Annotated in this window: 21 protein-coding genes; 13 read left to right on the top strand and 8 right to left on the bottom strand. The window is 69.9% G+C overall.

Annotation, left to right across the window (positions count from 1 at the left end; all coding sequences use genetic code 11):
* Positions 1-51: 51 nt before the first annotated feature.
* The 5 genes from scpA to BLS97_RS00580 are packed head-to-tail and all read right to left on the bottom strand — an operon-like array spanning position 52 to position 7,560.
* Positions 52-2,205 (bottom strand): methylmalonyl-CoA mutase, encoded by a 2,154-nt coding sequence (gene scpA, locus BLS97_RS00600; protein ID WP_090474083.1) that lies wholly within the window; start codon positions 2,203-2,205, stop codon positions 52-54.
* A complete protein-coding gene (locus BLS97_RS00595; RefSeq protein WP_090474082.1) occupies positions 2,202-3,989 on the bottom strand; it encodes a methylmalonyl-CoA mutase family protein in 1,788 nt (595 codons plus the stop codon). The genes scpA and BLS97_RS00595 overlap by 4 nt, the downstream gene beginning before the upstream one ends.
* A gap of 1 nt (position 3,990) precedes the next feature.
* Positions 3,991-5,742: an acetyl/propionyl/methylcrotonyl-CoA carboxylase subunit alpha gene (locus BLS97_RS00590; RefSeq protein WP_090474081.1), complete on the bottom strand. Its 1,752-nt coding sequence runs from the start codon at positions 5,740-5,742 to the stop codon at positions 3,991-3,993.
* 49 nt (positions 5,743-5,791) lie between these two features.
* Positions 5,792-5,977 carry a hypothetical protein gene (locus tag BLS97_RS00585; RefSeq protein WP_090474080.1) on the bottom strand — a complete coding sequence of 62 codons (186 nt, stop codon included), beginning with the start codon at positions 5,975-5,977 and terminating at the stop codon, positions 5,792-5,794.
* The gene (locus BLS97_RS00580) at positions 5,974-7,560 is read right to left on the bottom strand and encodes an acyl-CoA carboxylase subunit beta (RefSeq protein WP_197676526.1); all 1,587 of its coding nucleotides are present in this window, start codon (positions 7,558-7,560) and stop codon (positions 5,974-5,976) included. Before BLS97_RS00580 ends, BLS97_RS00585 begins: the two co-directional genes overlap by 4 nt.
* Positions 7,561-7,743: 183 nt before the next feature.
* Here BLS97_RS00580 and BLS97_RS00575 point away from each other — a divergent pair, with 183 nt between their 5' ends.
* The 9 genes from BLS97_RS00575 (at position 7,744) to BLS97_RS00535 (ending at position 19,051) form a co-directional block, all read left to right on the top strand.
* The gene (locus BLS97_RS00575) at positions 7,744-8,409 is read left to right on the top strand and encodes a TetR/AcrR family transcriptional regulator (RefSeq protein ID WP_197676335.1); all 666 of its coding nucleotides are present in this window, start codon (positions 7,744-7,746) and stop codon (positions 8,407-8,409) included.
* 165 nt (positions 8,410-8,574) lie between these two features.
* Positions 8,575-10,020, top strand: coding sequence for a DUF1800 domain-containing protein (locus BLS97_RS00570; RefSeq protein WP_090474078.1), 1,446 nt, complete (start codon positions 8,575-8,577; stop codon positions 10,018-10,020).
* Positions 10,021-10,036: 16 nt separating this feature from the next.
* On the top strand, positions 10,037-11,350 hold the full coding sequence (locus BLS97_RS00565; RefSeq protein ID WP_157695092.1) for a DUF1501 domain-containing protein: 1,314 nt from the start codon (positions 10,037-10,039) through the stop codon (positions 11,348-11,350).
* A 93-nt stretch (positions 11,351-11,443) separates the two neighbouring features.
* The gene (locus tag BLS97_RS00560; protein ID WP_231988276.1) at positions 11,444-12,751 is read left to right on the top strand and encodes a type III PLP-dependent enzyme domain-containing protein; all 1,308 of its coding nucleotides are present in this window, start codon (positions 11,444-11,446) and stop codon (positions 12,749-12,751) included.
* On the top strand, positions 12,751-13,545 hold the full coding sequence (locus tag BLS97_RS00555; protein WP_090474076.1) for an SDR family oxidoreductase: 795 nt from the start codon (positions 12,751-12,753) through the stop codon (positions 13,543-13,545). Before BLS97_RS00560 ends, BLS97_RS00555 begins: the two co-directional genes overlap by 1 nt.
* Positions 13,545-15,140: an N-acyl-D-amino-acid deacylase family protein gene (locus tag BLS97_RS00550; RefSeq protein ID WP_090474075.1), complete on the top strand. Its 1,596-nt coding sequence runs from the start codon at positions 13,545-13,547 to the stop codon at positions 15,138-15,140. The genes BLS97_RS00555 and BLS97_RS00550 overlap by 1 nt, the downstream gene beginning before the upstream one ends.
* Positions 15,137-16,093 (top strand): lactonase family protein, encoded by a 957-nt coding sequence (locus BLS97_RS00545; protein WP_231988479.1) that lies wholly within the window; start codon positions 15,137-15,139, stop codon positions 16,091-16,093. The genes BLS97_RS00550 and BLS97_RS00545 overlap by 4 nt, the downstream gene beginning before the upstream one ends.
* A complete protein-coding gene (locus tag BLS97_RS00540) occupies positions 16,090-16,767 on the top strand; it encodes an SDR family NAD(P)-dependent oxidoreductase (protein ID WP_090474073.1) in 678 nt (225 codons plus the stop codon). Before BLS97_RS00545 ends, BLS97_RS00540 begins: the two co-directional genes overlap by 4 nt.
* Before the next feature lie 91 nt (positions 16,768-16,858).
* Complete coding sequence (locus tag BLS97_RS00535; protein ID WP_090474072.1) at positions 16,859-19,051, top strand: MMPL family transporter; 2,193 nt, start codon at positions 16,859-16,861, stop codon at positions 19,049-19,051.
* Between the two features lie 19 nt (positions 19,052-19,070).
* On the opposite strand, the gene BLS97_RS00530 is transcribed toward BLS97_RS00535, so the two are convergent.
* The gene (locus BLS97_RS00530; RefSeq protein WP_090480918.1) at positions 19,071-19,643 is read right to left on the bottom strand and encodes a GNAT family N-acetyltransferase; all 573 of its coding nucleotides are present in this window, start codon (positions 19,641-19,643) and stop codon (positions 19,071-19,073) included.
* Positions 19,644-19,648: 5 nt separating this feature from the next.
* Positions 19,649-20,710, bottom strand: a complete 1,062-nt coding sequence (gene prfB / locus BLS97_RS00525) for a peptide chain release factor 2 (RefSeq protein WP_090480915.1) — start codon at positions 20,708-20,710, stop codon at positions 19,649-19,651.
* 187 nt (positions 20,711-20,897) lie between these two features.
* On the opposite strand from prfB, the gene BLS97_RS00520 reads away from it, so the two are divergent.
* Together BLS97_RS00520 and BLS97_RS00515 are read left to right on the top strand one after the other, a co-directional pair.
* Complete coding sequence (locus BLS97_RS00520) at positions 20,898-21,926, top strand: Dyp-type peroxidase (RefSeq protein WP_090474071.1); 1,029 nt, start codon at positions 20,898-20,900, stop codon at positions 21,924-21,926.
* Between the two features lie 53 nt (positions 21,927-21,979).
* Positions 21,980-22,774: a family 1 encapsulin nanocompartment shell protein gene (locus BLS97_RS00515; protein WP_090474070.1), complete on the top strand. Its 795-nt coding sequence runs from the start codon at positions 21,980-21,982 to the stop codon at positions 22,772-22,774.
* Here BLS97_RS00515 and BLS97_RS00510 read toward each other — a convergent pair.
* Positions 22,771-23,175 carry a hypothetical protein gene (locus tag BLS97_RS00510; protein ID WP_157695090.1) on the bottom strand — a complete coding sequence of 135 codons (405 nt, stop codon included), beginning with the start codon at positions 23,173-23,175 and terminating at the stop codon, positions 22,771-22,773. The genes BLS97_RS00515 and BLS97_RS00510 overlap by 4 nt on opposite strands.
* 434 nt (positions 23,176-23,609) lie before the next feature.
* Here BLS97_RS00510 and BLS97_RS23320 point away from each other — a divergent pair, with 434 nt between their 5' ends.
* Positions 23,610-26,156, top strand: a complete 2,547-nt coding sequence (locus BLS97_RS23320) for a C40 family peptidase (protein WP_231988275.1) — start codon at positions 23,610-23,612, stop codon at positions 26,154-26,156.
* Between the two features lie 31 nt (positions 26,157-26,187).
* Positions 26,188-26,943, top strand: coding sequence for a DNA alkylation repair protein (locus BLS97_RS00495; RefSeq protein ID WP_197676333.1), 756 nt, complete (start codon positions 26,188-26,190; stop codon positions 26,941-26,943).
* Positions 26,944-26,951 lie beyond the last annotated feature (8 nt).

Here is a 26,951-nt window from a genome sequence, read left to right as displayed (position 1 = left end):
CGGCGCGACGCGCCGGCGCGGGGACGTTCGCCGGCTCGTCGTCACAACGGCTCAGACGACCGACGGTGAGAGCCGCCTCAGCAGATCGAGCGCGGCGGTGGCGATGACGGTGCCCGGTCCGAACACCGCCGTCGCCCCGGCCTGCAGCAGCAGTGGCACATCGGCCGGCGGTATGACCCCGCCGACGACGATCATGATGTCCGGCCGCCCCAGGTCGGCCAGCGCATCGCGCAGTTGCGGAACCAGCGTCAGATGTCCGGCGGCCAGGGAGTTCACCCCGACGATGTGCACGTCGGCGTCGACCGCCTGGGCCGCAACCTCGGCCGGAGTCGAGAACAGCGGCCCGACGTCGGCATCGAACCCCAGGTCGGCGAAGGCGGAGACGATCACCTTCTGGCCGCGGTCGTGGCCGTCCTGCCCCATCTTGGCGACCAGGATGCGCGGGCGGCGTCCCTCGGCCTCGGCGAACCGCGCCGTGGCGGCGAGCGCCCGGGCGACCGCGTCGTCGTCGCCCGAAGCCTCACGGTAGGCGCCGGTGATCGTCCGGATCACCGCCGTGTGGCGTCCGTAGGCCCGCTCCAGGGCATCCGAGATCTCACCCACCGTCGCCCGGGCCCGGGCGGCGTTGACGGCCAGCGCCAACAGGTTGCCGGACAGGTCCCCCGACCGGGACGGCCCGGCCGACGCAGCCGCGGTCAACGCGTCCAGGGCGGCGTCGACGGCCTGCTGGTCGCGGTCGGCCCGCAGTCGCTCCAGCTTGGCGATCTGGGCTTGCAGCACGGCGCGGTTGTCGACCTTCCGGACCTCGAGCGCCTCGTCGTCGGCGACGTGGGTGTTGATCCCGACCACCGGTTGTGACCCGGAGTCGATCCGGGCCTGGGTGCGGGCGGCCGCCTCCTCGATCCGCAGCTTCGGGATGCCGGCCTCGATCGCCTTGGCCATTCCCCCGGCTGCCTCGATCTCCTGGATGTGCGACCAGGCCCGGTCGGCCAGATCGTCGGTGAGACGTTCGACGTAATAGGACCCGCCCCATGGGTCGATGATCGCGGTGGTGCCCGACTCCTGCTGCAGCAACAGCTGGGTGTTCCGGGCGATGCGGGCAGAGAAGTCGGTCGGCAGGGCGATGGCCTCGTCCAACGCATTGGTGTGCAGGGATTGGGTGTGCCCCTGGGTGGCTGCCATCGCCTCGATGCACGTACGAGCCACGTTGTTGAACGGTGACTGCGCCGTCAGCGACCAGCCGGAGGTCTGACAATGGGCCCGCAGTGACAACGATTTCGGATTCTTCGCGCCGAATTCGGCGACGATCCGGCTCCACAGCACCCGCGCCGCCCGGAGTTTGGCCACCTCCATGAAGAAGTTCATCCCGATCGCCCAGAAGAAGCTCAGTCTCGGCGCGAAGGCGTCGATGTCCAGCCCGGCATCCTGCCCGGCCCGGAGATAGGCGATTCCGTCGGCCAATGTGTAGGCCAGCTCCAGGTCGGCCGGGGCACCGGCCTCCTGCAGGTGGTAACCGGAAATCGAGATGGAGTTGAAGGCCGGCATTCTCGCGGCCGTGTACAGGAAGATGTCGGAGATGATCCGCATCGACGGATCGGGTGGGTAGATGTAGGTGTTGCGCACCATGAATTCTTTGAGGATGTCGTTCTGGATGGTGCCGGACAGTTTCTCCGGGGGCACGCCCTGTTCTTCCGCGGCCACGATGTACAGGGCCAGGATCGGCAGCACCGCCCCGTTCATCGTCATCGACACCGACGTACTGCCCAACGGGATGTGGTCGAACAATTCGCGCATGTCCAGAATTGAATCGATGGCCACCCCGGCCATTCCCACATCGCCGACCACCCGGGGGTGGTCGGAGTCGTATCCGCGGTGCGTCGGCAGGTCGAAGGCGACCGACAGTCCCTTCTGCCCGGCGGCCAGATTCCGGCGGTAGAAGGCGTTCGATTCCGCCGCCGTCGAGAAGCCGGCGTACTGCCGGATGGTCCAGGGCTGGGTGGTGTACATGGTCGGGTACGGCCCTCGACGGTACGGGGGCGATCCCGGGAAGGTGTGCAGGGTGCCGACGCCGTCCAGATCGCCCGGTGAGTAGACCGGCGAGATCCGGACGCCCTCGGGGGCGTCGAAGGCAGCCGCACCGTCGACCGGCTCGGCGATCTTCGTTCCCCGCCAGGAGAATCCGGTGAAGTCCGAGGGAACGGTCATCGGTGGTTCTCCGATCCGGGGTCGGTGGCCAGCGCCTGCCGGGTGCGCAACAGGAAGGCCAGCACGTCATCGTCGGCGGCGATGTGATCGTCGACCAGGTCGGCCAGGTCGCCCGCCGGGCGACCGGCGAGCACCACGCGGGCGGCGCCCGCTGCGCGCAACCCGGCTATCACCTCAGCGCCCCGGTCGGCGTAGGTCGCATCCGGGCCGGCCAGGCAGACCACCGGTGACGGTCGGGCCCGGTAGCGCTGGATGACCTCGTCCGCGGTCCGGGTCGGCCCGGCCTCGATCACGCCGATACCGCCCGCGGTGAATGCATTGACCACGAATCCGGACCGGGCGTTGTAGTCGGCGAGCCGGCCCAGCGTGGCGACGAACACCGAGGCGCTCGGCCGGTCCCGCAGTGTCTCGAAACCGGCGGCCCAGGAAGGGGTCTGGTGGTCGCGACCGTCGACCGGTTCCCGATGAGGCGGTCGGTTGAGCAATTGCTCGCCGGCCAACGGGAATTCGGAGATCCCGGTGATCGGCTGGCGGCGGGTGTTGATCCGCCGCGTCCGCTCGGCCGCGGTGGGTGCGAAGATGGCCGTCAGCGAGCCATCCTGCGCGCGTCCGGCGATGCCGGCGCCGCGGTCGATCTCCAGGAACGCCGCCCAGGCGGCGTCGGCAATGCGATCGGTCAGGGTCTCGATGGCCCAGGCGCCGCCGGCCGGGTCACGCACGTCGGCGACGTGCGATTCGGCGATCAACAGCGACGAGATGTTCCTGGCCCAACGACGGGAACGCTGGTCGGGGATACCCAGGGCCGCATCGAAGGGTTGGACGGTCAGGACATCCGCCCCGCCCACCCCGGCCCCGAAGGCGGCCACGGTGGTACGGAGCAGGTTCGTCCACGGGTCGTACCGCGTCATCATCGGGCCGGAGGTGACGGCGTGGATCGGCGGTGCCGGCTCACCCTGGCCGCCGCACAGCTCGGTCACCCGGGCCAGCAGCAGCCGGGCCGCCCGGAACTTCGCGATCGTCGAGAACTCCTCGTCGGTGGCCGCCAGGCGGACCTGCAGCAGGGCCAGCGCGGCCGAGACCGTGACGCCGATCGACTCCAGGACCCGCAGGTAGGCCACGCAGCCGGCCAGGACGTAGCCGAGTTCGCCGGCATCGCCGGCTCCGGCGTCGTGCACGGCCGTTCCGTCGACCACCAGGGCCCCGATCCCGAGATCGGTGGCCAGGGCAGCCAGATCACGAACAGCCGGCTCCACCTCCGGTCCGGTTCCGCGTCGGCGGACCAGCCGCCCCAGAGGGTCGCCGCCGAGCGAACCCGCACCGGCCGGACGCAGCCCGCGGCGCTCCAGCACCGCGGAGAAGGCCCGGGCGGCCTGGATGTCCGACGTGGCGCCGGAGGCCTCCAGCACCACCGGGACGGCATCGAGCGGGAGGAGGTGCAGGGCCCGCGTCAGGTCATCCGGCGCGACCCCGGCCCCGCCGATCCGGATCCAGAGGGAATCGGAGTCGTCCTGCCATTCCGCCAGGGCCGTGTCCGCGGCCCGGTCCGGATCGGAATCGACGACGGCGGCCCGGATCTGCCATCCGCCCGACGGGCCGTTGCGTCGGCCGTCGTCGACGCTCGGCGCCGGGCCGGGCAGGCCCAGCGGGGGAACCGGGATGCCCTCCACCGTGGTGCGGGTCAGGGTCGCCCAGACCGCCTCGTCCGGAGCGTCGGCCGGCAACCGTCGGGCCCGGCGGAGCACCGCGGCCGCCTGGCTCTCCCAGATTGCCTGTTCCGGGCGCATGTCAGACGATCTCGGCGATGACGGCGCCGCCGACGACCGGAGCGCCGACGATCAGGCTCAGGCCGCTCACCGTGCCGTCCTTGTGCGCGTTGACCGGGTTCTCCATCTTCATCGCCTCGATGACCGCGATCAGATCGCCGGTAACCACGATGTCGCCGTCGGCGACCGCCACCTTGACGACCGTGCCCTGCATTGGGGCGACCACCGCGTGTCCGGAGGCCGCCGGGCCGGCCGCCTTCCGGGCTCGACGGGCCCGGGCCGGTGCCCCCGCGGTCGCCACGCTCTGGCCCAGGCCGGCCGGAAGCACCACCTCGACCCGACGGCCGTTGACCTCGGCCACGATGGTCTGCCTCGCTTCGACGGCCGGTGAGCCGGTCAGGTCGACTGGGCCGAACGGGGGGATCTGGTTGTCGAACTCGGTCTCGATCCAGCGGGTGTGCACGTCGAACGACTGCCCGTCGCCGACGAAGGCCGGATCGGCCAGCACCGCTCGGTGGAACGGCAGCGCCGTGGCCATGCCCTCGACGCGCATCTCGGCCAGGGCCCGCCGGGCCCGGGCCAGCGCCTGGGGCCGGTCGGCTCCGGTGACGATCACCTTGGCCAGCAGCGAGTCGAACGCACCCGAGACCACCGACCCCGACTCGACCCCGGAGTCGACCCGCACGCCGGGCCCGCTCGGCGCATGGAACGACGTCACCGTGCCGGGAGCGGGGAGGAACCCGCGACCCGGATCCTCGCCGTTGATGCGGAACTCGATCGAATGACCCCGCGGCACCGGATCCCCCTCGTACTGCAGCTTCTCGCCGACCGCGATACGGAACTGCTCCAGCACCAGATCCAGGCCGCTGGTCTCCTCCGAAACCGGGTGTTCGACCTGCAGTCGCGTGTTGACCTCGAGGAAGGAGATGGTCCCGTCCCGCCCGACCAGGAACTCCACCGTGCCGGCTCCGTGGTAGCCGGCTTCCGCGCAGATCGCCTTGGCCGCTTGGTGGATCCGGGCGCGCTGCTCGTCGGTCAGGAACGGCGCCGGCGCCTCCTCCACCAGTTTCTGGTGGCGGCGCTGGAGCGAGCAGTCGCGGGTTCCGACCACGATCACGTTGCCGTGGGTGTCGGCCAGCACCTGGGCCTCGACATGCCGGGGCCGGTCCAGGTAGCGCTCGACGAAGCATTCGCCCCGCCCGAACGCGGCGACCGCCTCGCGGACCGCCGAGTCGTACAGCTCCGGAATCTCGGCCATGGTCCGGGCCACCTTCAGCCCGCGGCCGCCGCCTCCGAAGGCCGCCTTGATGGCTACCGGCAGGCCGTGTTCGGTCGCGAACGCGATCACCTCGTCGGCGCCGCTGACGGTCTCGGCGGTTCCGGGCACCAGCGGGGCACCGGCCCTGGTCGCGATGTGCCGGGCCGTGACCTTGTCGCCCAGATCGCGGATCGCCTGGGGTGACGGCCCGATCCAGATCAGCCCGGCATCCAGCACGGCCTGGGCGAAGTCGGCGTTCTCGGACAGGAAACCGTAGCCCGGATGAACGGCGTCGGCACCGGCCCGCGCGGCCACGTCCAGCAGTTTGGCGATGTCCAGGTAGGAATCGGCCGGGGTGCTGCCGCGCAGGGCGTAGGCCTCGTCGGCGGCCCGGACGTGCAGGGCGTCGGCATCCGGGTCGGCGTAGACGGCGACGGATCGCAGCCCGGCGTCGGCGCACGCCCGCGCGACCCGGACGGCGATCTCGCCGCGATTGGCGATCAGAACGGTGTGCATCAGCAATCCCCGTGGAGTCGGCGGGCCGGAACCCGGCGGGCGGTGGTGTTCATCGCGGCAGTCCTGACGCCCACCAGGCACCGGGTGTCTGCGGCGATACCGGACCGAGCTGACGGGCGAAGAACGACCGCGGCGCCGGCACCTCGGGCGCCGGGACGGACGCGGCCAGGGCGGACAGCACGGCGATCACCGCCGCCACGTCGTCCTCGTCCCGGTGGTCGGGCCGGGCGCTCACAGAGGGATGTTCCCGTGTTTGCGGGGCGGCAGGATCTCGCGCTTGTCGGCCAACACGTCCAGTGCGCGGCCGATCGCGGCCCGGGTCTCCGACGGAGCGATCACCTGGTCGACGTAGCCGCGCTCGGCGGCCAGATACGGATTGGCGAAGGTGTCCTCGTACTCGGTCTGCAGCTGGCTCCGCACGGCGGCGACGTCGTCACCGTTGCGCTCGGCGCGGGCGAGCTCGCGGCGGTAGAGGATGTTCACGGCGCCGGCCGCGCCGACCACCGCGATCTGCGCGGTCGGCCAGGCCAGGTTGACATCGGCCCCGAGATGCTTGGATCCCATCACGTCATAGGCCCCGCCGTAGGCCTTGCGGGTGATCACCGTGACCAGCGGGACCGTCGCCTCGGCGTACGCATAGATCAACTTCGCGCCGCGCCGGATGATGCCGTTCCACTCCTGGTCGGTGCCCGGCAGGAAACCGGGGACGTCGACGAAGGTGAGGACCGGGACGTTGAACGCGTCGCAGGTGCGGACGAACCGGGCCGCCTTCTCCGATGCGTTGATGTCCAGGGTGCCGGCCAGGTGCATGGGCTGGTTGGCCACGATGCCAACGCTGCGGCCGCGGACCCGTCCGAATCCGGTGATCACGTTGGGGGCGTACAGGTCCTGCACCGGCAGGAACTCACCGTCATCGAGCACGGCCTGCACCACGGTGTTCATGTCGTAGGGCTGGTTCGCCGAGTCGGGGATCAGCGTGTCCAGGGCCAGATCGGTGTCGGTCGGCTCGTCGTCGGCGGGCCCGGGAGCGGGCCAGTCGCCCTCCGGTGGGGGCACCGAGAGGTTGTTGGACGGCAGGTAGGACAGCAGAGCACGGACGAATTCCATGGCGTCGTGCTCGTCGGCGGCAAGGTGGTGGGCGTTGCCGGACCGGGTGTTGTGGGTGCGCGCGCCGCCCAGTTCCTCCAGCGTCACGTCCTCACCGGTGACCGTCTTGACCACGTCCGGTCCGGTGATGAACATCTGGGACGTCCGGTCGACCATGACCACGAAGTCGGTCAGGGCGGGGGAGTAGACGTGGCCGCCGGCGGCCGCTCCCATGATCACCGAGATCTGCGGGATCACCCCGGACGCGTGCACGTTGCGCTTGAAGATCTCGGCGTAGAGGCCGAGGGAGACGACCCCCTCCTGGATGCGGGCGCCACCGCCTTCGATCAAGCCGACCAGGGGCCGACCGGTCTTGAGGGCGAAGTCCATCACCTTCACGATCTTCTCGCCGTAGACCTCGCCGAGCGCGCCGCCGAACACCGTGACGTCCTGGGAGAACACACACACCTGACGGCCGTCGACCGTGCCGTGACCGGCGATCACGCCGTCACCGACCGGCCGTTTGTCGGCCAGCCCGAAATTGCTGGATCGATGCCGGGCCAGGGCATCGAACTCGACCAGGGAGCCGGCGTCCAGCAGCAGGTCGACCCGCTCTCGAGCGGTGAGCCGACCCCGTGAATGCTGGCGTTCGATCGCTTCCGGCGTCCCCGGGTGCTGGGCCTGCTCCATCCGGGCGCGCAGGTCGGCCAGCTTGCCGGCCGTGGTGTGCATGTCCGCGGTGGCCACGGTGTCGGGGTCGACCTGGGTCACGAGGATCCTCCATTGGATCGGCCTGTTCTCGCCCTCTCCGCGTGTCCTGCGGTACGGGGTGCTCATGCAACGGTACTGCGTACCATCGATCGGGACAACACCAGGTGGCGCGCCCGGCCACCCCGGGTGCGGAAGGATGAGGCCGTGAGCATGACCCCGGTGCGGGAACGCCTGATCGCCGCCGCATTCCAGTTGTTCGGCGAGCGCGGCTACGACCTGACCACGGTCGAGGAGATCGCCGAGCGGGCCGGCGTCGGCCGGACCACCTTCTTCCGGAACTTCCGGTCGAAGGACGACGTGATCTTCCCCGACCACGAGCACCTGATGGAGGCCATCCGGCGCCGGTTGGACGCCTCGACCGACAGCACCGCACTGGTTGCGGTGTCCGAAGCGGTCCGGTTGGTTCTGCTCCGGTACGTCGAGGAGGGGGACCGAGCGCGGATGCGATACGCGTTGACCAGCCGGGTGTCGGCCCTCCGGGATCGTGAGATCGCCAGTGTGGCGCAGTATCAGCGCCTGTTCCGCGAGTTCATCGCCAACTGGATGGGTCCGACCGAGGACGATGCGCTGCGGGCCGAACTGATGGCCTCGTCGGTCGCCGCCGCCCACAACCACGTACTGCGGCGCTGGCTGCGTGGAGACACCACCGACCCGATCGGCGAGGTCGATCACGCCATGCAGCAGGTGGTGGCGCTGTTCGGCTCGTCGTCACGCTCGGTCGACGAGAGCACGACCATCGTGGTGGTCAGCACCTCGCGATCCGCCGATGACGTCGTCCCGGCGATACGCAGAGCACTCGCCCGACCCTGACGGTGGGCACCCGAGAGTGAACTGTGGCCACAGCCTGGCCAAACCGGGGGATACCTCCTAGCCTGGTGACGTTCCGTAGATCGGAGAACGCGTTACGTAGCCGCAATTCACGGATCGACCGGCGGCACCCAGGCCGATCCGCACGAAAGGTACAAGGTGACGCGGATGGCGGCCAGCCCGGTCCCGACGAAACCTACTGCGGCCCAGCGGTTCCACCTGCTCTCCCGATTCTCCTTCGGCGCCACGCCGGGCACTCTGAACTGGCTGACCCGGTACACCCCGATCAACTGGTGGGACAGCCAGGTCACCCTCGGGCGGCGGTACCCGAACTACGGTGCCCATTCCAGGATCGCCGCCGCCGGACCGCTCCTCACCAAGAGCCCGGCCCAGGTCAGAGCGGCCCTGAAGGCGTCCGGTCACGAGTACGGCTGGGAGATGATGGACCAGCTCACCGCCGTGACCCTCGGGCTTCAGGCCTTCAGCCCGGCCCAGCTGTTCGAGACGGTGGTCGACTTCTTCGCCAATCATCTGAACGTCGCCAACCACGCCGACGGCCAGACCTGGATCCGCCACACCATCGACCGCGACGTCATCCGCAAGTATGCGTTTGGCACGTTCAGCGACATGCTGGTGGCCTCTGCCCGCAACCCGGCCATGTTGCGGTATCTGAACCTGGCCGAATCCACCAAGCGGCTGGTGAACGAGAACTACGGCCGGGAACTGCTGGAACTGCACACCGTCGGGCTCGGAGCCCGGTACAGCGAATCGGACGTCAAGAACTCGGCCCGACTGCTCACCGGTCGCGGGGTGGATGACAACGGGAGCTACGTGTACCGCCCGTCCGACCACTGGACCGGAAAGGTCAAGATCCTCGGGTTCACCGCGGACAACGCCGGACCGGGCGACGGCCAGGCCGTCGGCGACGCCTACCTGCGCTACCTGGCCGGCCACCCGGCCACCGCATCGCATCTGGCCCAGAAGCTCTGCGTCCGTTACGTTTCCGACAACCCGCCGGCCGCGTTGGTGGCCCGCGTGGCGCAGGCCTACCTGGCCGGTCACACCGCCATCCTGCCGGCCCTCAAGGTGATCTACACATCGGCCGAGTTCTGGGCCAGCAAGCGGCAGAAGCTCCGGCGCCCGACCGAGAACCTCCTGGCCACTCTGCGGATCCTGGATGTGAACATGGGGCGCGACACCAGGGCGGCGCTGGACACCCTGCGGTGGATGACCGCGTCGATGGGCAACGTGCCGCTGGAATGGGCCCCGCCCAACGGCTATCCCGATGTGTCGGCCGCGTGGCGGTCGTCCAGCACCCTGCTGCGCCTGTGGGAGTACCACCGCGGTTTCGCCCAGAACTGGTGGAAGGATCAGTTCGCCGCGCCGGCCAACACCACCCTGTACGGGCCGGCCAAGCCGGCCACCAGCGGTGCGGCGATCGCCGCCCTCACCCAGCGACTGGTCGGGAACCCGCTGCGCCCCGGCGACATGGCCGCTCTGCAGAAATTCCTGGGTGAACCGGCGTCCACCCCGCTCGCCGGTTCGAATCTGCGGTGGTACCTGGACCACTTGGTGCCGCTCATCCTGGACGGACCCGACCATGCGCGACGCTGACCGGCCGGGAGGGCCCATGACGACACGCGGCGTTCCATCGGAGGTGCTGTGCCGGCACGCCGAGAAGGTGCAGGCCGGTCTGGCCGACCAGGACGCGGCCTGGTCCCGCGGTTTCACCCGCCGCCGGATGCTGCAGGGCGTCGGCATGGCCGGGGTGGCCGCGCTGGCCTCGCAACTGGTGACCACCCGGGTCGCCTACGCCGCGTCGGCCGCGTCGACCGGCAACACCCTGGTCGTCGTCTTCCTGCGTGGCGGGGCCGACGGCCTCCGCATGCTGATCCCGCAGGGCGACCTCCTGGGCGGCGGGTATCTGCGGAGTGTGCGCGGGCCGCTCGTGCCCGCCAATGCCGACATCCGTGCTCTCGCCGGCACATCGGGATGGGGTGTGAACAAGGGCTTCGACTCGTTGCTGCCGCTCTGGGCCACCGGCGAACTCGCCTTCGTGCCGGCCGTCTCGGCGGCCGGGGTGACCCGGAGCCACTTCCAGGCGCAACAGGTGCTCGAGCGCGGCGGCCCGTCCTCGACCACCGGCTGGCTGGACCGCACGCTGCAGGCGCTGGGGCCGGGCACCACGTTCCGGGCCCTGGCCGAGGGGTCGGCGATGCCCGCCTCGTTCGCCGGGAACCAGCAGAAGCTCGGAATGAGTTCGCTCGCCGCCTTCAACTTCCCGGGGTGGGACGGGGTGAAGCCGCAGAGCATGGCGGCGATCAGTTCGCTCTACCGAGGATTCGCCGGCGCGCTGGCCGAGGACGTGACGACCACGTTGAGCGCCATCGGCACCGCCCAGAAAGCCAACGCGTCGGCCGGGCCCCAGCACGGAGCGGTCTACCCGAAGGGCGGCTTCGCGTCGTCCCTGGCCGATCTGGCCACGTTGCTCCGGAGCGAGGTCGGCGTCGAGGTGGCAACCGTCGACGTCGGCGGGTGGGACACCCACACCGACGAGGCCGGTGATCTCGATGCCTTGACCAGATCGGCATCAGATGCCCTGGCCGCCTTCATGACCGACCTCGGCCCGGCCCGCCGGAAGCGGGTGACGGTGGCCGTCATGACCGAGTTCGGCCGGCGGGTGCAGATCAACGCGTCGAACGGCACCGACCACGGGACCGGCTCGACCATGTTCCTGCTCGGCGGCGGGCTGGCGCGGGCGAGTGTGTTCGGCAAGTGGACCCCGCTGTCGGCGGCCACCCTGGCCGACGGTGACGTGCCGTCGGTCAACAATGCCTACGACGTGCTCGGCGAACTGATCCAGAAACGACTGTCGGTCGGGAGTCTGGCCACGATCTTCCCCGGCCATCGGTTCGCTTCGCTCGGCCTTGCCCGAGCCACCTGAGCATCTGGTGGCCAGGCGTCGGATCGGCGGATCGGGGTGGCCGGCCCCCGGGCGGGAACCGGGGACCCGCGGCCGCCTCGTAAGGTCAGCGTCGTGATCCCCGAACTCGCACCACTTGGCGCCGCCGTGGCGGCCCTCGGCGACGAAGTGCTGGACTGGCGCTTCAAGGCCGCACCGGCCGTCGCCGACGGGTACACGGTGAGCGAGTTCCTGGTCAGTGGGGCCCGGCTCTCCGATTTCGGCACCCCCCTGTTGACTCTCGACTCCCGTTGTGTGGCCGGGAATATCGCCGCCATGGCGTCATGGTGCGCCGAGCGGGGGCTGGCTCTGGCTCCACACGGCAAGACGACGATGGCGCCCGCGCTGTATCTGGCCCAGCTCGAGGCCGGTGCCTGGGGCATCACCTTGGCCAACGAGCCACAGGTGCGCGTCGGGCGCGCCTTCGGTCTGCCGCGTATCCATCTGGCCAACGCGCTGTTGCGGCCGGGCGCCCTTCGATGGCTCGCGGCCGAGCAGGCCGCCGACCCGTCGTTCCGGTTCTCCAGCTGGGTCGACTCGGTGCGGGCGGTGGAACTGATGACGGACGGGCTCCCGCCCGGGGCGTCGGTGGACGTGTGCGTCGAACTCGGTGTGCTCGGCGGTCGTACCGGCGTCCGGGGGCTGGCCGCAGCCACGGCCGTCGCGCAAGCCGTCGCCCGGTCGCCCCGGCTCCGGTTGGTCGGAGTGAGCGGATACGAGGGGGCCGTGGCCCACGGAACCGATGCCGGGCAACTGTCCGCCGTCGACGCGTATCTCGACGACCTGGCCGCGCTGCACGCCGCGGTTTCGCCCCTGTACGACCTGACGACCGCCGGCCGGGCGATGGTCACCGTCGGTGGCAGCGCCTATTTCGACCAGGTGGCGGCCCGGCTGGCCGGACTCGCCGACCCGGAGGGGACGACCGGTCCGGCCACCGAAGTGGTGCTCCGGTCGGGGGCCTACGTGATCCACGACGACGGCTACTACCGCTCCGTCACCCCGTCCACCCGCTCGGACGGCCCGGCGTTCGAATCGGCCATGCACGCGTTCGCCCGGGTGGTCTCGCAGCCGGAGCCCGGGCTGGCTCTGCTCGACGCGGGTCGCCGGGATCTCCCGTTCGACCAGGGGTATCCCGAGCCACAGCTGCGACTGCGCCCGGACGCTCCCAGCATTTCGGTGCGCGGGTCGAGCATCACCGGGCTCAACGATCAGCACGCCTTCATGCGAGTCGGCACCGGCGACGACGTACAGGTCGGGGACATCATCCGGTTGGGCCTGTCCCACCCGTGTACGGCCATCGACAAGTGGACGCTGATACCGATGCTGGCCGATACCGATGCCGACGACCCCCACGTCGTCGGCATGATCCGGACATACTTCTGATGGCCGGGCGGGTCAGCGTGATCACGGGTGCCGGATCGGGGATCGGTGCCGTGATCGCGGCCCGGGCGGCCGCAGCCGGGGATCTGGTGGTCGTCGCCGACATCGACGGCGACGCGGCGGCGCGGGTGTCGGCCACGATCGCCGGGTCACGCCCCGTCACGGTCGATGTGACGGTGCGCGAACAGGTCTCGGCCATGATCGAGCAGGTCGAGCGGGCGGCGGGGCCGGTGGGGCTGCTGGTCAACAACGCCGCCGTCGCCTCCGACGTGCCCTTCGACTCCCTGTCCGAGCAGATCTGGCGCCGGGACATCGCCGTCAGTCTGGACGGCGCCTTCCACACCATCTCGGCCGTACTGCCCGGCATGATCGCCGCCGGCGGTGGCGCGATAGTCAACATCGCCTCGGTCAACGGGTTGACCTATGTCGGCAACGAGGCGTACAGCGCGGCCAAGGCCGGCCTCATCAGCCTGACCAGGAGCATCGCCGTTCGGTACGGCCGGCACGGAATCCGCTGCAACGCAGTGGCACCGGGCACCGTGGCCACGCCGATCTGGGAGGAACGCATGGCGGTCGATCCCGACGTGATCACCCGGGCCGCGAAGTGGTACCCGCTCGGTCGCATCGGACGCCCTGAGGACGTCGCCGCGGCCGTGCTGTTCCTGGCCGGGGACGACGCCTCGTGGATCAGCGGGGTGACCTTGCCGGTCGACGGCGGCCTGCTCGCCGGGCGCCTGCAGATGGCCGACGAGATCGCCATCGCCGGAACGCCTGTGGTCCCCGACGGTGACACCTGATGAGGCGCGTGATACTGCGCGGAGGCATCGTGGTGGACGGCGCGGACACCGGTGAACGGCGCGCCGATGTCGCGGTCGCCGGGCAGCGGGTCACCGCGGTGGGGGCGGTCGACCCGGAGCCCGGCGACCTGGTCGTCGACTGCACCGACCGGTTGGTGCTGCCCGGGCTGATCGACGCGCACTCCCACGCCGACGCCGCGGTGTTCGACCCCGCGGTCGCCGACGCCCTGCTGCGGCAGGGGGTGACCACCGTGATCGCCGGGCAGGACGGCGTCTCCTTCGCCCCCGGCGACGGCCGCTACGCCACCGCCTACTTCGGCGCGCTCAACGGGGCACATCCGACCTACCGGGGCTCGACCGTGGCCGACCTGCTCGACGGATGGTCCGGCGGGAGCCCGGTCAACGTCGGCTACCTGGTGCCCCACGGCACCGTCCGGCAACTCGTGATGGGTGACGCCGACCGACCGCCCACGCCCCCCGAACTGGCCGAGATGGCCCGCCACGTGGCGCATGGCCTGGCCGAGGGGGCGCTGGGCCTCTCGACCGGCCTGGACTACGCACCCGGCTGTTTCGCCGACACCGCCGAACTGGTCGAGCTGGCCCGCCCGGTGGCGCGGGCGGGCGCCCTGTACGTGACGCACATGCGCGGCGGGTACGAGGCCAACCTGGCCTCCGGTATCGACGAGGTGTGCGAGATCGCCCGTGCGGCCGACGTTCCGGTACACGTCTCGCACCTGCACGGGCCGGTCCACCTGATCTCCTCGCGGGTCGACGCGGCCCTGGACGACGGCATCGACCTCACCTTCGATGCCTACCCCTACCGGCGAGGATGTTCGTTGCTGGCCATGCCCATGCTGCCGCCGGACCTGCTGCGGCTGGGGGCCCGGCGGGCCGCCGAACAGTTGCGAGACCCGGCCGTCCGGTGCCGCGTGACACGAGAGTGGCTGCCCCTCATGGCGTTGCGCCCTGACCTGGGGCCGGCCTGGGCGCAGAACATCACTCTCGCCGGGATCGGCACGGCGGAATTCGCCTGGGCCGAGGGTTTGACGCTGGCCCAGGCGGCGGCCCGGGTGGACTCGGATCCGGGCGACTTCGGGCTCACCCTGATCGCCGCGTCGGATCTGGCGGTCAGTGCCGTGCTCAAGGTCCCGCACCAGCGGCCGGTCGCCGAGTTCGGCGAGATCTTCGCCCACCGGGCACATCTGGGCTCCAGCGACGGCATCTACCTCGGTGGTCATCCCCATCCGCGCGGGTGGGGGACATTCGCCCGTTACCTGGGGCGTCACGTGCGTGAACGACGGGACATGACCTGGTCGCAGGCCGCGGCCCACCTGGCCGGGCGGACCGCCGCCCGTCACGGACTGGGCGACCGCGGCCGGATTGTCGTCGGCGCCGCGGCCGACCTCGTCGTCGTCGACCCGGCGACCGTGGTCGACCGGGCCGATTACGATCACCCGCGGCGGACGGCCGTCGGAATCGACGACGTGCTGGTGAACGGCACGCCGGTGCTGCGCGGGGGACTGTCGACCGGGGAGCGTCCTGGAGAAGGGCTGCGCCGCAACGCACCCGCCGCTCCGGGCTCGTGGCCAGCATGATCTACGTGGCCGGCTCGGCCGGAGTGAGCGTGTTCACCTCCGACCTCCTTGCCGTCGGGCCGATCACCCCGGTCGACGAGCTGCTGTACCTCTGCCCGGATCCCACCGGCCGTTGGCTGTTCGGTGTGTCGGGAGTCGGATCGGGCCTGGCCCAGGCCTGGCGGATCGACGGTCACCGGATCCGGGCCGTGGGCGAACCGGTCGGAACCGGCGGTACCGAACCGTGCCACTGTGTACTCGGTCGGGACGGTCGGCATCTGGTGGTCACCAACTACGGCTCAGGATCGGTGGCCGTATTGCCGGTGGGGCCGGACGGATCGCTCGGCGCGGCAACGGTTCTCGAACGGTCGGGGTCACCCGGCCCGGACGCGGAGCGGCAGGACGGCGCTCATCCCCACCAGAGTGTCCTCGGTCCGGGCGACGAGGTGCTGGTCACCGATCTCGGCGCCGACCAGGTGATCAGCTACCGATCGATCGGCGGTCGTCTTGTCGATCCGGTGGTCTCGTCGGCTCCGGCCGGGTCGGGACCTCGTCATCTGGTGCTGCTGGCCGGAGACCGGGTCGCGGTCTCCGGCGAACTGGATTCGTCCCTGCTGCTGGCCCGCCGGGACGGCCGACGGCTGGTCGACTGGCGGTCCGTCCCGGCCACCGAGCGACCAGGGGCCGACCGCAACTACCCGAGCGATCTTCTGGTCTCGGCCGACGGGACGCGCCTGTACCTGGCCAACCGTGGCGCCGACACCGTCGCCGTGTTCACCGTGGACGGCACCCGGGTCGAGGAGGTCGACTGCGGAGCCTGGCCCCGGCAGATGACCCGGAGCGGGGCCCGGCTACTCGTCGCGGCCACTCGCGCCGACCGGGTCGAGGTTCTCGACACGAGCACCCGGCGCATCGTCGGCGACCTGCCGGTCACCGGGGCGATCTGCGTCGCGACCACGGAGGGACAGGGATGAGTCGAACGGCATTGGTCACCGGAGGGGTCAGCGGTCTGGGCCGAGCCACCGCGGAACGGCTGCGGGCGGACGGGATCACCGTCCTCACCCTCGACCGATCGCCTGATGCCGACCTGACGGTCGACGTCACCGATGCGGGCGCGGTCGCCTCGGCCGTCGAGAGCTGTGGCCCGGTGGACATCCTGATCAATTCGGCCGGGGTGATCGGGCCGAACAAACCGCTCTGGGAGATCTCCGACACGGAATGGGCGACCACCTTCGCGGTGAACGTGACCGGCATCTTCCACCTCTGCCGAGCGGTGGTGCCCGGCATGCGCGAGCGAGGCTGGGGCCGGATCGTCAACTTCGCGAGCATCGCCGGCAAGGACGGAAACCCCCAACTGTCGGCCTATTCGGCCTCGAAGGCGGCGGTGATCGCCCTGACCAAGTCGCTCGGCAAGGAGCTGGCGTCGTCGGGCGTGCTGGTCAATGCGATCGCCCCGGCCGTCATCAACACCCCGATGAACGCGGCTACCGCACCGGAGGTACTCGCCCGCCTGGCCGGCCTGATCCCGATGGGCCGGATCGGGGAGCCGGAGGAGGTGGCCGAGCTGGTGGCCTGGCTGGCCTCGGAGAAATGCAGTTTCTCCACCGGGGCGGTCTACGACATCAGCGGCGGCCGCGCCACGTACTGAGCGGCACAGCCGCCGAGTATTCCCGAGACCGCTCACGACGACGCAGCCGAGGCGGGACAGTCAGTGATCGACCGAAAGAAGGAGAAGTCCGTTGTCCACCTATCTGTACCGCCTGTCCCGCTGGTGCTTCCGCAAGAAGTGGGCGGTCCTCGCTGTCTGGCTGGTGGCGTTGATCGGGGCCGGCGTCATCGCATCGGTCAGCGGGGGCAAGACCAATGACGCGGTGACCATCCCCGGGACCGAGGCGCAGCAGGTGGTCTCGGTGCTCCAGGCCAAGCTGCCGGCCGCCTCCGGCGCCTCGACCCAGGTCGTGTTCGCCGCCTCGGACGGTGACATCACCGACGCGAAGTACCGGACGGCGATCGAGGCAGCGGTGACGAAGCTGGCCGCCATCAAAGGTCAGGTGGTCAGCGCCACCGACCCGTTCCAGACCAGCGCGATCTCGCCCGACAAACACGTCGCCCTGGGCAGTATCAGCTACGACACCGTCGCCGCGGAGGTGACGACGTCCACCCTCGACGCGGTCCAGGCCGCGGTCACCGGGGCCCAGGCGGCCGGCGTCGAGGTCGAGTTCGGCGGTGGGGTGTACCCGAAGGCCAAATCAGCCGTCAACTCCGAAGCCATCGGCCTGCTGGTCGCGCTGATCGTGCTCCTGATCACCTTCGGCTCGATGGTCGCCGCCGGCCTGCCCGTCGTCACCGCCCTGATCGGTGTGCTGACCACGACGTTCGCGGTCACGGCGCTGGCCGCGGTGGTCGACATCGCGTCGTCGGCGACCACGGTCGCGACCTTGCTCGGATTGTCCTGCGGTATCGACTACGCCCTGTTCATCCTGTCCCGCCACCGAAGTTACCTGCTCGACGGCCTCGACCCGGAGGAGGCGGCCGGTCGCGCCGCGGGCACCGCTGGAGGTTCAGTGGTGTTCGCGGGTCTCAGCGTCATCATCGCGCTGTGCGGTCTCTCGGTCGTCGGTATTCCGTTCCTGACCACGATGGGCCTGGCCGCCGCGTTCACCGTGCTGATCGCCCTGCTCATCTCCATGTCGCTGCTGCCGGCCGTGTTCGGGTTCCTGGGTCGGCGGGCCGGCCGGGTTGCCCGCATCCCGGGCCTGCGCCGGGCCGGCGTGGCCGCTCGCACGGCTGTCGACGCTCCGGAGAAGCTGGCCGGGACCCGGTGGGCGAACTGGGTTGTCCGGCGCCGGGTGCCGGTCGTCATCATCGGGGTCATCGTGCTGGGCGTGCTCTGCATCCCGATCGGCGGCATGAAGCTCGGCCTGCCCGGGGCGGGGTCCAACCCGACCACGGACACGTCACGCCGGGCCTACGACCTGACGACGGCGCACTTCGGTCCGGGCTACAACGGCGCCCTGACCGTGGTGGCCGAGAACATCACCACGGCGGCACCGGCGGCCCGGATCGCCTCGGCGATGGGCGCGATCCCGGGAGTGGCGTCGTCGTCGGTCTCGGCCGTCACCAACGGCCTCGCCATCATCAGCGTCGTCCCGACCACCGGACCGAACGATCCGGCCACGGCCGATCTGGTCAACCGCATCCGCGACCAGCGATCCACGCTGGAGGGAACGACCGGGGCCACCCTGCTGGTCGGCGGTCTGGTCGCGACCAACATCGACGTCTCGGCGAAACTGCTGGACGCGCTCCCGATCTTCGTCATCACCATCGTCATCCTGGCGTTCCTGCTGCTCACGTTTGCCTTCCGGACGATCCTGGTACCGATCAAGTCGATCATCGGGTTCCTGTTGTCGGCCGGGGCCGCGCTCGGATCCCAGGTGGCCATCTTCCAGTGGGGCTGGGGGGCCAAGTTGATCGGGGTGGAGCCGACCGAGACCCTGAGCTTCCTGCCGGTGATCCTGATCGCGATCATGTTCGGGCTCTCCAGCGACTACGAGGTGTTCGTGGTCTCTCGGATCAAGGAACACTTCACCAAGACCGGAAAGGCCGGGGAGTCGGTGATCACCGGCACCGGCCAGTCGGCCCGGGTGGTGACGGCGGCCGCGTTGATCATGGTGTCGATCTTCGTGTCGGTGTTGCTGGCCCCTGAACCGATCACCAAGGCCATCGGCTTCAGCTTCGCCCTCGGTGTGTTCATCGACGCGTTCATCGTCCGGCTCACGCTGGTGCCGGCCGTCATGGCGATCGTGGGCGGCAAGATCTGGTACCACCCGCAGTGGTTCGCGCGCTATGTGCCGGACCCGGACATCGAGGGGGAGCGGCTCGACGAGAAGCTCGCCCAGCGGAGCGAGGACGAGAAGCTGGCCGCGGTCTGAAGCCGGCCCGGACCCGGGTTCAGGCCGCGGGGCGTGGGTCGGTGGACAGCAGGGCCATCACGATGACGTCGTGCCAGCCGTCGTCGTCGTGGTGGGCCTCCCGCAGCACGCCCTCCTCGCGGAAGCCGGCCTTGGCGTAACTCCGACGGGCCCGTGCGTTGAAGTCGAAGACCTCGAGGTGGATGCGGTGCAGCCCGACCGTCTCGAAGCCGTGCCGCAGGGCCATCCGGGCCGCCGCGGTGCCGTGACCGTGGCCGTAGGCGGACGGCCCGGCCAGGCTGATGCGGAAGTTGGCCGACGCCTGCGCCGGATCGAACTGGTTGAGCACCACCTCGCCCAGGAACTCGTCGGTGTCGGAGTCGACGATCGCCCAGTCGGCCCGGTCGTGGTGCTCCTGGCGGCCGGTGAGCCACTCGGTGATCCCTCGCCGGTCGAACGCCGCCGTCGTCCCGGTCAGACGGTTGCCCTCGGGGTCGGCCAGCATCGTCAGGTAGTCGTCCAGGTACCGCACACCCAACGGGACCAAGGTCACCTGCGGCCCGCGCAGCACCGGGGCCACCCCGAACGCGTCGACGGCCAACGGGAGCGCCATCACGATCAGTTGCTGCCCGGATCGGCCGAGCGACGCCAGCGGATGCCGGCCTCCAGGAAGCCGTCGATGTCTCCGTCGAACACGGCCGACGGGTTTCCGACCTCGAAGTTGGTGCGGAGATCCTTGACCATCTGGTACGGGTGCAGGACGTAGGACCGCATCTGGTTGCCCCAGGAGTTGCCGCCGTCACCGCGCAGCGCATCCATGGCCGCCTTCTCCTCCTCCTTGCGGCGGACCAGCAGCTTGGCGCCGAGCACCGCCATGGCCGAGGCCCGGTTCTGGATCTGGGACCGCTCGTTCTGACAGGAGACGACGATGCCGGTGGGCAGGTGGGTGATCCGGACCGCGGAGTCGGTGGTGTTGACGCCCTGACCGCCCGGACCGGACGAGCGATACACGTCCACCCGCAGTTCCTTCTCGTCGATCTCGATGTGGTCGCTGGTCTCCAGCACCGGGATCACCTCCACGCCGGCGAACGAGGTCTGCCGGCGACCCTGGTTGTCGAAGGGGGAGATGCGCACCAACCGGTGCGTGCCCTGCTCGACCGAGAGGGTGCCGTAGGCGTACGGGCTCTTGACCTGGAAGGTCGCCGACTTGATGCCGGCCTCTTCCGCGTAGGACGTGTCGTACACCTCGGTCGCGTACCCGTGACGTTCCGACCAGCGCAGGTACATCCGCATCAGCATCTCGGCGAAATCCGCGGCATCGACCCCGCCCGCCTCGGAGCGGATGGTGATCAGCGCCTCACGGACGTCGTACTCGCCCGACAGCAGGGTGCGGACCTCCATCGTCTCCACCTCCGCATGCGCGGCGATCAATTCGGCCTGCGCCTCGGCGTGGGTGGCCGGGTCGTCCTCGCCCAGCTCGAACAGGACGTTCAGGTCATCCAGGCGCTGACGCAGCTCCTGAACCTTCTTCAACTCCGACTGCGCGTGCGACAGCTTGCTCGTGACCTGCTGCGCCTTCTCCTGGTCGTTCCAGAGGTCGGGCGCGCTGGCCTGCTCGGACAGTTCGGCGATGGTCGCCTTGAGCCGATCGATGTCCAGGACGGCCTCGATGCTGGTCATCGTCGCTTCGAGGGCCTTGAGTTCAGCGGATTCGTCGGCATTCACAACTCCTCAGCCTACGCGGCACGGCAGGGTGTCCGAGGCAACAGCGGGGGGCCCGGCCGGATCCGAAGCGCCCGCCATAGACTCGGTCCCTCCATCCCGCCCACCCCGGCGTCACGCCCACCGAGCCAGGAGCGCACCGCAGATGACGAGTCCGGCCGAACCGCAGCCGATCCTGGCGCCGCTGACCGGCAGTGCGATCTTCCTGTCGCTGACCATCGATCCCGGCGGTGAGGACGCCGTCCGGGACCTCCTGGCGGACCTCTCCGGGCTGCTCCGTTCGGTCGGGTTCCGGGTCCCCGCCGCCGCCCTGACCTGCGTGGTCGGCATCGGATCGGACGCCTGGGACCGGTTGTTCGCCGGCCCGCGCCCGGCGCGACTGCACCCGTTCGTGCCGCTGCAGGGGGTAAGGCACGAGGCCCCGGCCACGCCGGCCGATCTGCTGTTCCATTTCCGGGCCGGTCAGATGGATGCCTGTTTCGAGCTGGCTTCGCAGATCATGAACCGGTTGTCCGGCGCCACGACGGCGGTCGACGAGGTGCACGGGTTCCGCTTCTTCGAGGTCCGCGACCTGCTCGGTTTCGTCGACGGGACGGAGAACCCGGGCGGGAACGCCGCCGCGCGGGCGGTGCTCATCGGTGACGAGGACCCCGACTTCACCGGCGGCAGTTACGTCATCGTGCAGAAGTACGTGCACGACCTGGATACCTGGAACGCCCTGAGCACCGATGAGCAGGAGCGGGTGATCGGTCGCAGCAAACTGACCGACATCGAGATGCCGGACGAGGTCAAGCCGGCGAACTCGCACGTGGCGTTGAACGTCGTCCAGGACGAGAACGGGGTCCAGCTGCAGATTCTGCGGGACAACATGCCCTTCGGCCGGGTCGGGACCGCCGAGTTCGGCACCTACTTCATCGGTTACGCCCGCGATCCCGCTGTCACCGAAACCATGCTGCGCAACATGTTCCTGGGCAATCCGGCCGGCAACTACGACCGGATCCTGGACTTCTCGACCGCCCGCACCGGGGCGTTGTTCTTCGTTCCGACGGCCGATTTCCTGGACGATCCGCCGCCGGCACCGGACTCCACCCCGGCCGTGGCGGCCCCGACCGGTGCGTCGGACCAGCCGGCGGTCGACGGGTCGCTGGGCATCGGGAGCCTGAAACCGTCCTGACGCGACCCCACGGTCGCCGACCACCGAACTCCGCACACCACCGGGAGCAACCCATGAACAACCTGCACCGCGAATTGGCGCCGATCTCCGCGGCGGCCTGGGACGAGATCGAGGAGGAAGCCAGGCGCACGTTCAAGCGGCACCTGGCCGGGCGCCGGGTCGTCGACCTGGTCGGGCCCGGCGGCACCGCACTGTCCGCGGTGGGCACCGGGCACCTGTTGGACGTCGAGTCACCGGCGGCCGGGGTGATCACCCGGCAGCGCCAGGTGCAGTCGTTGGTGGAACTGCGGGTGCCGTTCTTCGTCAGCCGGGAGGCCATCGACGACGTCGAGCGCGGCTCTCGCGACTCGGACTGGCAGCCGGTCAAGGAGGCCGCCAAGCAGATGGCGTTCGCCGAGGACCGGGCCGTCCTGGACGGCTACGCGGCGGCCGGCATCGTCGGCCTGCGGGAGGGCAGTTCGAATCCCGCGTTGCCGCTGCCGGCCGATTTCCGGGACTACCCGAACATCGTCAGTCAGGCCATCTCGGCGCTGCGCCTGGCCGGGGTCAACGGGCCGTACTCCGTACTGCTGTCGGCCGATGCCTACACCGGAGTGATGGAGACGTCCGATCACGGCTACCCGATCCACGAGCACCTGGCCCGGCTGGTCGACGGCGAGATCATCTGGGCCCCGGCACTCGACGGCGCTCTCGTCGTCAGCACCCGCGGCGGGGACTTCGAACTGCACGTCGGCCAGGACCTGTCCATCGGCTATCTGACGCACGACGCATCGACGGTGCAGCTGTACTTCCAGGAGTCGCTGACCTTCTTCACCCTCACCAGCGAAGCCGTGGTGGCGCTGGGCTAGTCGGCGTCGGGTTTGAAGACGAACTGCAGATCGGCGGCGACGCGGGTGGCGGCGTCGAATCGGTTGGCCTCGAACCCGTCCCGGATCGCGATCGGGTCCGCCTCGTGCACGATGTAGCTGACGATGCGCTCGAACTGCCGCTGGACGTTGAACCGGCCGGCGGCGGTGTATTCGCCGCGGCACGGGTTCTGCTGCTGCGGGCCCGGATCGTCCCCGTCGGTCGACTCGAAGGCACGTCCGCCGGGCAGGAATCGCAGCACGATGCCGGCTCCGGCCACCTGGTAGCAGCCGTCGTAGCGGGGCTGGAACCAGGTCGGCTCGGGCGCCTCGGCGTCCAGCCCGTCGTCCTCGGTGGTCTTCCCGCCGCTCCGCAATCCTCGTAGGACGTCCCGGATTCCCATCGTTTCCCCTGTCCGCGCGAGCAATGTCAACGCCGTGTGCTGTGACGATCAACTCAACAATCGGCCGCGGCGACTCTGGAGGCCCAATCTACCTTGGTCACGTACCCCCGCCCGGCATGATGACGTATGGGGCGTTCGAGTGGAGAATCTTCGGATCGTGAATTCGTTTCCGTCCTTCGCCGGCCAGGTTGTACGCCGATCGGGCACGATCGAGTGAATTGCGTAGTGCATATCACGGCCAGGCTCTAAGATTCGTGTACGCCATTTGGAGCAGTGGGACGGCTTTCGAGCCCGGTGCCCGCGAATATCACGCCGAATTGATCCAGGGGACAAGTGCTCACGTGCGACTGACATCCACCGCCGCAGTCGACGTGCCGGCACGTCGTGGACGCCACCGTCGGAAGACGTCAGGCGGTCGATCCCGGGGGGCGGTCGTGGGGGCGGTCGCCGCTCTCGTTCTCGGGCTGGCGGCCTACCCGTCGTCCGCGTCCGCGTCCGCCGTCTCGCCGGCCTCCACCTCCACCGCGCCGTGCCCGGTTACCCCCACTCCCACCACGCCCACTCCGACGACGCCAACCACGACGGTCGCGCTGGGGGGCACCTTCGACGGCGTGAAACTCAGTGCGCTGCAGACCACGTCGGCGTCGACCATCGTCGATGTCGGGAAGAAGCTGAAGGTCACCCGCCGAGGAATCCGGATCGCGCTCGCCGTAGCGATGCAGGAGTCGTCGCTGGATCCGGCGGCCACCCGCGGCCCGTACATCGGGCTCTTCCAGCAGCGAATCGATCCCAGTACCGGCCTGTACACGCAGTACAACCGGCTCGACGCCACCGGCGCGGCCACCATGTTCTTCCAGCAGCTGCTCAAGCTGGTGCCGCGGTACGAGACCGACGGTCGCCTCGACTGGCAGATCGGTGAAGTCATCCAGAAGACCAATGTCGGCCGCAACGTCGAGCAGTGGTACGGCCTGTCCGAGGCCCTGACCGCCAAGCTCGTCGGGGCGCCGGTGATCACCCTGGTCGCCCCGGCCTCCCAGGGCACGACGGTGAAGACCAAGGCCTCGACGAAGGCGGTCGCGGCGGTCCGCCCGGCCCCGGCGCCCGGGTTGCGAGGTGGGGGATCGGCGTTCGCCGCGCAGTTGCCGCTGAGCACGGATACCACCGCTGCATCCACCACGGATTCCTCCTCGCTGACCGCGACCTCGTCGACGAGCACCACCACGGCGGCTGATCCGAGCACGTCGACGACCTCGACCGACGCGTCGACCACGGTGACGACGACGGCGACGGCCAGCTCCGGATCGAGCACCACGACCTCGACCTCGACCTCGACCTCGACCTCGACCTCGACCTCGACCTCGACCTCGACCTCGACGTCGACGTCGACGACGACTCCGACCACCGCGCCGACGACGCCCACCCCCACCACGAAGGCAACGTCGACCGCCCCGGCCAGCTCGACGACGCCGCGCACGGCCACCACCATTGCCACCACGACCGCGGCGACGACCAAGCCGGCGACCGCAACCTCGACGCCGAAGCCGACCACCGCGGTGAGCCCCACCACGAAGGTGACCCGGCCCGACGTCGCGGTGAACCCGGACCCACCGGAACCGCCGGTCCCGACCGGCCGCAACGACGATCCGGGCGTCAAATCAGACCCGACCTCGCGCCCCCATCAGCCGGCCGCGACGCCGGCCACGACTCCCGCGCCGGTGGATTGCAGCCCGTCCACCGGCGGCCGGTCGACCTCGTTCGATCCGGGGATGATCATCTCCGACGCGGTGTTCTACAACACCAAGTCGATGACGATCGCCGACCTGCGAACCTTCATCAACAGCAAGGGCGCCGCCTGCACCGCGGCCGCGTGCCTCCGATCGCTGAAGCTGTCCACGCCGAGCCAACCGGCCGACAAGTACTGCGCCGCCTACAAGGGCGGCACCAATGAGGACTTCGCCTCGATCGTGCTGAAGCTGTCGGTCGCCTGCGGGATCAACCCGCAGGTGATGTTGGTGACGCTGCAGAAGGAGTCGGCCCTGCTGACCCGCACCGACACCACCATGGCGAGCTACAACGCCGCCTTCGGATGGCACTGCCCGGACACCGGTCCCGGCGGATCGGCCAACTGCGACCCGCAGTACTCCGGTCTGTTCAACCAGACGTACGGCATGGCCAAGCAGTGGGCCCGGTACCGGATCGACCCGACCAAGTACAACTACCAGGCCGGCAAGACCGTCAACATCCTGTGGAACGTCGCCCAGAGCGGCTGCGGCGGGTCGAACGTCTACATCCGCAACACGGCGACCGCATCCCTGTACGACTACACCCCGTACCAGCCGAACGCGGCGTCTTTGGCCGCATATCCCGGTGTCGGGGACAAGTGCAGCTCGTACGGGAACCGCAACTTCTTCTTCCTGTTCGTGAAGTACTTCGGCCCCACCGGCGGCGGTACGGACGCCAACGGCGGCGTCAACGGGCTCAACGTGACCCTGCCCAGCAGCCAGCATGTCGCGTCGGCCGCAGCCGGTGCCGTCATCAAGGCGCCGACCGCAGCGGTGGCCAAGGGCCTGGCCGCCGGGTTCGCGGCCGTCGGGCTGCCGTACGTGTACGGCGGCGGTACCAATGGTGGCGGCGCCGACCAGGGTTGTGCGCGAGCCGGCGGGGCGGAGAACTCCTGCCAGGGAATCGTCGGATTCGACTGCTCCGGTCTCACCGCGTACGTCCTGCTGCAGGCCGGGGTCCACATCCCGGGCTACTCCGGGGCACAGCGCGCCGCCGGGAAGTCGGTCCCGTGGAGCCAGGGCCAGCCGGGCGACATCATCGGGTACCAGGGCCACGTGGCCATCTACCTCGGCCTGATCAAGGGCGTCCCGTATCTGCTGGAGGCGCCCGACGTCGGGATGTACGTGCAGATCCGGCCGGTCTACTACTCCAACGGAGGCGTCCCGGTCGACAGCAGCCTGCACCGCTACTGGGGCTGACCCGCGCTCGGCGTGGATCAACTTCTCAGGCATGGACGAAAGTGATGACTTCTGTCCCTCCCGTCCCACCACGATGAAGTTGATCCATGCCGCACCCGGACGCGCCGACGTGACCGCGCTGGTCGAGGACGTGCGGAGCACGATGCGGGCCCAGGCCGATCAGTCGTGCGCGCCCGGCATGCAGGCCTACATGAAGTCGGCGATGCCCTTCTTGGGGGTGCCCGTTCCCCAGGTGCGGGCCATCGTGACGGAACGCCTCCGGCAGGAACCGGCAATGACCGTGGAGCAGCTCCGGGACGCGGCCGTGACGCTCTGGCGGGAGGCGGAATTCCGCGAGGAGCGCTACGCGGCCACCGCTCTCACGAGGGCCAGGCCGGCCCGGGGCGTTCTGGAACTGCTGCCGCTGTACCAGGAGATGATCGTCACCGGCGCGTGGTGGGATCACGTCGACGAGATTGCGCGCCGCATCGGCGAGCTGCTGGTGGCGCACCCGGCGCAGATCCGGCCGGTGCTGATCGAATGGTCGACGGCGCCCGATCAGTGGTTGCGTCGGGCGGCCATCCTCGGCCAGCTCGGCCTCCGGAGCGCCACTGACCTCGACCTCCTGGCCGCGGTGATCGAGCCGAACATGGGCGACCGTGAGTTCTTCATCCGCAAGGCCATAGGGTGGGCCCTTCGCGACTACGCCCGGACCGACCCGGCCTGGGTCGGCGACTTCGTCGCCCGCCATCGGGCCGAGATGCAGCCGCTGTCGATTCGGGAAGCCCTCAAGAACGTTCACGGATGACGCACCGA

Source organism: Nakamurella panacisegetis (assembly GCF_900104535.1).
In the GTDB taxonomy this organism is placed as follows: Bacteria; Actinomycetota; Actinomycetes; order Mycobacteriales; family Nakamurellaceae; genus Nakamurella; species Nakamurella panacisegetis.
Note: the sequence above shows the minus strand (reverse complement) of the source record. Positions and strands in the feature narration are given on the sequence as shown.